General features: G+C 63.6%; 4 protein-coding genes and 1 pseudogene. All 5 read right to left on the bottom strand.

Features of this window, described 5'->3' with window-relative positions; translation table 11 throughout:
- Positions 1-303: pseudogene (locus ACESMD_RS10345) on the bottom strand (ABC transporter permease); the annotation flags it as partial.
- A gap of 13 nt (positions 304-316) precedes the next feature.
- A complete protein-coding gene (locus ACESMD_RS10340) occupies positions 317-1,261 on the bottom strand; it encodes an ABC transporter ATP-binding protein (protein WP_372612862.1) in 945 nt (314 codons plus the stop codon).
- Entirely contained in the window at positions 1,258-2,424 is a 1,167-nt protein-coding gene (locus tag ACESMD_RS10335) for an ABC transporter permease (protein ID WP_372612860.1), read from the bottom strand. The genes ACESMD_RS10340 and ACESMD_RS10335 overlap by 4 nt, the downstream gene beginning before the upstream one ends.
- Before the next feature lie 7 nt (positions 2,425-2,431).
- Complete coding sequence (locus ACESMD_RS10330) at positions 2,432-3,346, bottom strand: ABC transporter substrate-binding protein (protein ID WP_372612858.1); 915 nt, start codon at positions 3,344-3,346, stop codon at positions 2,432-2,434.
- 99 nt (positions 3,347-3,445) lie between these two features.
- Positions 3,446-4,864, bottom strand: a complete 1,419-nt coding sequence (gene cysS, locus ACESMD_RS10325; RefSeq protein WP_372612856.1) for a cysteine--tRNA ligase — start codon at positions 4,862-4,864, stop codon at positions 3,446-3,448.
- Positions 4,865-4,919: the final 55 nt, after the last annotated feature.

Raw genomic sequence — 4,919 nt, 5'->3', positions numbered from 1 at the left:
CAGGACCGCCACCGGGGGAAAGGTCTGCCCCATGGAGGCGACTTGAGCGACCAGGGGCAGGAAGTCTCGACCGGCGGGCCGTGTCACCAGAATCGCCGCACTCACCCCGATCACCACTGCCAGCGAAGAGGCCACGGAGACCACCAGCGCGTGACGACCCAGCAGCGTCAGGAAGTCGGCGCGCCGGTAGATCACCTCGCGACTGTCGGACTCGATCCAGCGAAATAGCCACTCCAGTTGCTCCATGCCCAGCACCAGCGCCAGGAGCAGGCACAGCCAGACCAGGGGGATACGCCAACGCATCGGGTCAAGCACCTCACTCCTCACGGCAAGTACCCACCAGGCGTTGCAGTGTGAGCTCGCCCACCGGCATGTCCTCGGCATCTACCACGGTCAGGCGATCGGCGTGTTCGCGAAACATGACGGCCAATGCCTGGTGCAGGCTGGCATCCTGGTGGACCCTGGCCAGGGCGATCAAGCGGGGCCCGAGGGGCAGCATCCTGTGGCTGACCGGGGTGAGAGCGGCTTCTTTCAGGCCACGCTCCTCCCCGCCCAGCAGGGATTCGACGAAGGCATCGACAGGATCGCGCAGCAACTCCAGCGGTGCGCCCTGCTGGACGATCCGCCCTGCCCTCATCACCACCAGATGGTCGGCTAGTTGCAGGGCCTCATCCATGTCATGGGTAACGAAGACAATGGTCTTGTTCAGTCGCGACTGGAGGTCACGAAGCTCCAATTGCAGGGTCTCCCGGGTAATGGGATCCAGGGCGCCGAAGGGCTCGTCCATCAGCAGGATATCGGGGTCCGCCGCCAGCGCCCGGGCAACACCCACCCTCTGCGCCTGCCCCCCCGAGAGCTGGTTCGGGTACTTGTCGGCGAAGCTCTCCATGGGTAGCCCCAGCAAGCTCATCAGCTCCTCCACACGCGCCTGGATACGATCCCGTGGCCATTTCAAGAGTCGCGGCACCAGGCCGATGTTGCGGGCCACGGTCCAGTGGGGAAAGAGCCCCGTACTCTGGATCGCATAGCCGATGCGCCGGCGTAGGGTTTCCTCCCTGAAGCGGCGAACCGGTTGCCCGTCGATGTGGATCTCGCCCTCGCTGTGCTCGATGAGGCGATTGATCATGCGCAGCGTGGTCGATTTCCCGCACCCCGAGGTACCCACCAGGGCACAGAGCTGACCCTTCTCGACTCTCAGGGAAATGCCATCCACGGCGGTTTCCGAACCGAAACGCTTCGTCACGTCGAACAGCTCTATCATCCGGACACTCCCGCGTCGCGTCGGTGATCCAGTCGACTGGCCAGGGCCCCGAGCAGCGCATCCGCCACCAGAGCCAGGAAGAGGATGGGCAGGGCCCCGAGCAGGACAAGATCCATGGCGGCCTGGCCGAGTCCCTGGAAGATGAAGGTTCCCAGGCCGCCGGCACCGATCAGGGCCGCCACGGCAGTAAGGCCGATGGCCTGTACGGTAGTGATACGCACACCTTCCAGCATGACCGGCAGGGCCAGGGGAAAACGGACCTGAAGGAATACCTGTCGATCATTCATCCCCATGCCTCGGGCCGAGTCGATCACCCCCGGTTCCACCTCCGACAGGGCCACGAAGGTATTGCGCACCATGGGGAGGAGACTGTAGCCCACCAGGGCCAGGAGAGCCGGGGCCCAGCCGATTCCGCTGATGCCCAGGGCGGCGATCCATTCCACATTGGCCGCCAGCCAGGCCAGTGGCGCCAGCAGGAGCCCGAACAGGGCGAGACTGGGAATGGTCTGCAGGATGTTGAGGACAGAGAAGACCAGGCGCTGGATTCCCGCATGGCGACGCATGGCCAGTGCCAGAAGGACCCCTATGACCAGACTGATCCCCACCGAGGCGCCCACCAGCGCAAGATGCACCAGCACGGCGGTGTGGAAAGGGTCACTTCGCACCTGATATTCCCGCAGCAATGCCAGGGGCTCGAGCCAGGTCGTCAGCGCCAACCACCAGGCCGCCAATACCGGCAGCACGAGCCACCAGGTCACCCATCGCGACAAGGCGAGTCGTACCCTGAGTTCGACCAGGGAAAACAACAGCAGAAAGAGCAGTAGCCAATTGGCCGGACCGATGCCCAACCGAGACTGAGGCAGCGAAGGGTCGACGAGCCGATCAGCGGCGATAGCCAACCAGGCCGGCATCGCCATCAAGATGAGGACGATGAGGGCGAGCGCCCAGCAAAGCCGCACTCGGGTGGGTCGCCAGGCCAGCATAGCCACCGCCGCCAGGGGGAGACAGGACATCACGGAGCCCGGCCAGCCGACTATCTCGTGAGCGTGAAAACCGGTACCGGCGACAATGCGATTGGCGGCCACATTGACCGACTCGAACCCCAGCCAGCCGGCCAGGGCGGCCAGCATCAAGGCCAGGAGAACGATATTGGGGCGCCTCATCCCGGGGTCAGTCGTCCAGTGTTTCGAGGAAGTCGGCTGCTAACCGGCGGGGATCGAGGCCATTGACCGCCACGTCGCCGTTGAGGCGCTGCAGGGTCTCCAGATCCAGGGCCTTGAAGACCGGCCCCAGCAGGGAGCCAATCTCCGGATGGGCGTCCAGCACGCTCTCGCGCACTACCGGAGCAGGCTGGTAGACCGGCTGGACGCCCAGGCTGTCCTCGAGCACCACCAGGTCCAGGGCCTGCAGCCCACCATCGGTCCCATAGGTCATGGCGGCATTGACGCCGCTGGTCTGCTGCGCCGCGGCCCGCATGGTGGCCGCGGTATTGCCGCCCGAGAGTACCAGCAGCTGGTCGTCGGAAAGGCTGAAACCATAGGCCTTGTGGAATGCCGGAAGGGCCTGGGGCGATTCCACGAACTCGGCACTGGCAGCGAACTTGAACTCCCCTCCCTCTTCCAGGTAATCGGCAAGATCCTCCAGAGTGGAAAGGTCGTGCTCGCGCGCCAGGTCGCCACGGACACTCATGGCCCAGGTGTTATTGGCCTCGGCCGGCGTCAGCCAGACAAGCCGATTCTGTTCGAGATCCCGCTGTCTGACGGTCTCATAGGCCTCATCGGCTTTGTTCCACACCGGACTGTCGGCCATGTCGAAGAAGAAGGCCCCGTTGCCGGTGTATTCGGGGTAGAGGTCGATCTCGCCGGTAAGCAGGGCTTCGCGGACGATACTGGTCCCCCCTAGCTGGAGTCGATCCTCGACAGGGATGCCGCCGTCCTCAAGACGCTGCAGGATCAAGTGGCCGAGTACCGCGCCTTCGGTATCGATCTTGGAAGACACCACCACGGGGGAGTCGGCCTGGGCGCTCCCCAGGGAGAAGACGGTACTGACGCCCAGCGCGGCAATACTCTTGATGACAGCTTTCATATGTTCCACCCGAATGCGATGAATGTCGCCAGAGTATAAAGGTTGGTACATCCTGTCTGTCAGACAGCGGTTCAACGGGCACCCCTCAACCCCTAGTCGTCAGCCGGGCTTATCGAGAACCCAGCGAGTCCCTTCCCGAGAATCCTTGAGGATGATGCCCAGGGAGGCCAACTCATCGCGGATGGCGTCGGCCCGGGCGAAGTCCTTCGCCTGCTTCGCCCTTGCCCGTTTCTCGATCCTTGCCTGGATATCGGGCTCGGAAAGCGGCAACTCGCCCTCCCCGCCCTTGAGAAAGCCCGCGGGCTCCTGCTGGAGCAGCCCCAGTACACTGCCGAGACCCTTGAGCTCGAGGGCCAGCCCCCTTGCCTGCTCGGGCGTCTCCTTCCTCGCCCGATTGAGCTCCCGAGCCAGGTCGAAGAGCACCGCCAGTGCCTCGGGGGTATTGAAGTCATCGTCCATGGCCGCGGTGAAGCGCTCGTCGAAGCTGCTGTCGACCTCACCGGCCGCAGCGTTCCCGGGGTCCGGGGCCTGTCCTTCGAGATCAATCCCGTCGAGTGCATTGTAGAAACGCTCAAGGGACCTGCGGGCATCCGCGAGGGAGTCCGGGGCATAATTGATCGGGCTGCGATACTGGCTCGCCACCAGCAGGTAGCGCACCACTTCCGGGTCGTGGTGCTCCAGCACGTCGCGGATGGTAAAGAAATTGCCCAGTGACTTGGACATCTTCTCCTGGTTCACTCGCAGGGCGCCGGCATGCATCCAGGTGTTGACATAGGGTTTACCGGTCGCCGCCTCGCTCTGGGCGATCTCGTTCTCGTGATGGGGAAAGGTCAGGTCCGGACCACCGCCGTGTATGTCGAAGGTCTCACCCAGGCAGCAGGTCGACATCGCCGAGCACTCGATATGCCAGCCGGGGCGTCCTTCCCCCCAGGGCGAGGCCCAGCTTTCCTCGCCGGGCTTGGCGGCCTTCCACAGCACAAAGTCCAGGGGGTCTTCCTTGTGTTCGTCGACCTCCACTCGGGCACCGGAACGCATCTCGTCCGGGTCGCGGTTGTTGAGCTTGCCGTAGCTCACGAACCTGCGCACCCGGTAGTAGACATCGCCGTTGCCGGCGGCATAGGCATAGCCCTTGTCGATCAGGATTTCGATCATGGCGAGGATCTTGCCGACATGGGCGGTGGCACGAGGCTCATGATCCGGAGGCAACACGAAGAGACGCGCTTCATCCTCGTGCATGGCATCGATCATGCGTTCGGTGAGCGAGGCGATGGTTTCGCCGTTATCCTCGGCGCGCCGCAGGATCTTGTCATCGATATCGGTGATATTGCGGACATAGGTGACCTCATAGCCACGGTGACGCAGGTAACGCGTGATCACATCGAAGGCCACCATGACCCGGGCATGGCCGAGGTGACAGTAGTCATAGACGGTCATGCCGCAGACATAGAGGCGTACCTTGCCCGGTTCGATGGGCGTGAAGCGCTCCTTGCGTCGCGTCAGGGTGTTATAGATCTGCATATCAGCGCTCACCTTCACCCCTTGTCCTGGCCTTGCTCTTTCTTCTGGGCTTCTT

The sequence above is a fragment of the Halomonas sp. genome (genome assembly GCF_041689495.1).
In the GTDB taxonomy this organism is placed as follows: domain Bacteria; phylum Pseudomonadota; class Gammaproteobacteria; order Pseudomonadales; family Halomonadaceae; genus Halomonas.
Note: the sequence above shows the minus strand (reverse complement) of the source record. Positions and strands in the feature narration are given on the sequence as shown.

What these genes read in the sequence shown, in the direction of transcription:
- ACESMD_RS10340 (WP_372612862.1), bottom strand. Translation starts at nt 1,261, where the DNA reads ATGATAGAGCTGTTCGACGTGACGAAGCGTTTCGGTTCGGAAACCGCC.
- ACESMD_RS10330 (WP_372612858.1), bottom strand. Translation starts at nt 3,346, where the DNA reads ATGAAAGCTGTCATCAAGAGTATTGCCGCGCTGGGCGTCAGTACCGTC.
- ACESMD_RS10335 (WP_372612860.1), bottom strand. Translation starts at nt 2,424, where the DNA reads ATGAGGCGCCCCAATATCGTTCTCCTGGCCTTGATGCTGGCCGCCCTG.
- cysS (WP_372612856.1), bottom strand. Translation starts at nt 4,864, where the DNA reads ATGCAGATCTATAACACCCTGACGCGACGCAAGGAGCGCTTCACGCCC.